General features: G+C 49.4%; 1 rRNA gene. It reads left to right on the top strand.

Annotation, left to right across the window (positions count from 1 at the left end):
* Nucleotides 1-162: 162 nt before the first annotated feature.
* Nucleotides 163-2,949: ribosomal RNA gene (locus DPV95_RS10305) — 23S ribosomal RNA — on the top strand; the annotation flags it as partial.

Below are 2,949 nucleotides of genomic sequence, written 5' to 3'. Positions count from 1 at the left end.
TTCTGTTCTTTAACAACCAGGAAACAAGCTGAAAAACTGAAGAGACTTTCAAGTCCTTTTAAAGGATAAGAAAAAGTCTGAGTAAGAAAAAAATCTTGATTGAACAAAAGCAATCAAGTGTTTAGTTGAAAAACACAACATCAAGAATTTTTGAGGTTGTATAGTTAAGTGACTAAGCGTACAAGGTGGATGCCTTGGCAATCAGAGGCGACGAAGGACGTGCTAATCTGCGAAAAGCTTGGATGAGTCGATAAGAGGCGTTTAATCCAAGATGTCCGAATGGGGAAACCCAGTAGATGAAGAATCTACTATCACTTACTGAATCCATAGGTAAGTGAGGCAAACCGGGAGAACTGAAACATCTAAGTACCCCGAGGAAAAGAAATCAACCGAGATTTCGTTAGTAGCGGCGAGCGAACGCGAAGGAGCCTGTTAGTGATAATGACAGAGACAGAGGAACAAGCTGGGAAGCTTGGCGATACAGGGTGATAGCCCCGTACTCGAAGTCCAGGTCATGGTACTAAGCTAACGACAAGTAGGGCGGGACACGTGATATCCTGTTTGAAGATGGGGGGACCATCCTCCAAGGCTAAATACTCCTGATTGACCGATAGTGAACCAGTACTGTGAAGGAAAGGCGAAAAGAACCCCGGTGAGGGGAGTGAAATAGAACCTGAAACCTTGTACGTACAAGCAGTGGGAGCCCTTTAAGGGTGACTGCGTACCTTTTGTATAATGGGTCAGCGACTTATATTTTGTAGCGAGGTTAACCGAATAGGGGAGCCGAAGGGAAACCGAGTCTTAACTGGGCGTCTAGTTGCAAGGTATAGACCCGAAACCCGGTGATCTAGCCATGGGCAGGTTGAAGGTTGGGTAACACTAACTGGAGGACCGAACCGACTAATGTTGAAAAATTAGCGGATGACTTGTGGCTGGGGGTGAAAGGCCAATCAAACCGGGAGATAGCTGGTTCTCCCCGAAATCTATTTAGGTAGAGCCTTGAGCGGACACCTTCGGGGGTAGAGCACTGTTTCGGCTAGGGGTCCATCCCGGATTACCAACCCGATGCAAACTACGAATACCGAAGAGTGATACTCAGGAGACACACGGCGGGTGCTAACGTCCGTCGTGGAGAGGGAAACAACCCAGACCGCCAGCTAAGGTCCCAAAGTCTATATTAAGTGGGAAACGAAGTGGGAAGGCTTAGACAGCTAGGATGTTGGCTTAGAAGCAGCCATCATTTAAAGAAAGCGTAATAGCTCACTAGTCGAGTCGGCCTGCGCGGAAGATGTAACGGGGCTCAAATATAGCACCGAAGCTGCGGCATCAGACGAAAGTCTGTTGGGTAGGGGAGCGTTCTGTAAGCGGATGAAGGTGGTTCGAGAGGGCTGCTGGACGTATCAGAAGTGCGAATGCTGACATAAGTAACGATAAAACGGGTGAAAAACCCGTTCGCCGGAAGACCAAGGGTTCCTGTCCAACGTTAATCGGGGCAGGGTGAGTCGGCCCCTAAGGCGAGGCTGAAAAGCGTAGTCGATGGGAAACGGGTTAATATTCCCGTACTTGGATAAACTGCGATGTGGGGACGGAGTAGGTTAGGTTATCGCACTGTTGGATATGTGCGTTTAAGTTTGTAGGTGTGAAGTTTAGGCAAATCCGGACTTCTTTAACACTGAGAGATGATGAGGAGGCTCTACGGAGCTGAAGTAACCGATACCACACTTCCAGGAAAAGCCACTAAGCTTCAGGTTTATCTAAACCGTACTGAAAACCGACACAGGTGGTCAGGTAGAGAATACTCAGGCGCTTGAGAGAACTCGGGTGAAGGAACTAGGCAAAATAGCACCGTAACTTCGGGAGAAGGTGCGCCGGCGTAGATTGTAGTCCCTTGCGGGCGAAGGTTGAACCGGTCGAAGATACCAGCTGGCTGCAACTGTTTATTAAAAACACAGCACTCTGCAAACACGAAAGTGGACGTATAGGGTGTGATGCCTGCCCGGTGCTGGAAGGTTAATTGATGGTGTAATCGAAAGAGAAGCTCCTGATCGAAGCCCCAGTAAACGGCGGCCGTAACTATAACGGTCCTAAGGTAGCGAAATTCCTTGTCGGGTAAGTTCCGACCTGCACGAATGGCATAATGATGGCCAGGCTGTCTCCACCCGAGACTCAGTGAAATTGAAATCGCCGTGAAGATGCGGTGTACCCGCGGCTAGACGGAAAGACCCCGTGAACCTTTACTATAGCTTGACACTGAACATTGAATTTTGATGTGTAGGATAGGTGGGAGACTTAGAAGTAGTCACGCCAGTGATTATGGAGTCGTCCTTGAAATACCACCCTTTAACGTTTGATGTTCTAACGAAGATTACGAAACGTGGTCTCGGACAGTGTCTGGTGGGTAGTTTGACTGGGGCGGTCTCCTCCCAAAGAGTAACGGAGGAGCACGAAGGTTTGCTAATGACGGTCGGACATCGTCAGGTTAGTGCAATGGTATAAGCAAGCTTAACTGCGAGACAGACAAGTCGAGCAGGTACGAAAGTAGGTCATAGTGATCCGGTGGTTCTGAATGGAAGGGCCATCGCTCAACGGATAAAAGGTACTCCGGGGATAACAGGCTGATACCGCCCAAGAGTTCATATCGACGGCGGTGTTTGGCACCTCGATGTCGGCTCATCACATCCTGGGGCTGAAGTAGGTCCCAAGGGTATGGCTGTTCGCCATTTAAAGTGGTACGCGAGCTGGGTTTAGAACGTCGTGAGACAGTTCGGTCCCTATCTGCCGTGGGCGTTGGAGAATTGATTGGGGCTGCTCCTAGTACGAGAGGACCGGAGTGGACGCACCACTGGTGTTCCGGTTGTGTCGCCAGACGCATTGCCGGGTAGCTAAGTGCGGAAGAGATAAGTGCTGAAAGCATCTAAGCACGAAACTTGCCAAGAGATGAGTTCTCCC

The sequence above is a fragment of the Haemophilus parainfluenzae genome, from assembly GCF_003252755.1.
Classification (GTDB): domain Bacteria; phylum Pseudomonadota; class Gammaproteobacteria; order Enterobacterales; family Pasteurellaceae; genus Haemophilus_D; species Haemophilus_D parainfluenzae_N.
The sequence above is the reverse complement of the archived record's forward strand: the minus strand, read 5'-3'. Positions and strand labels throughout refer to the sequence as shown.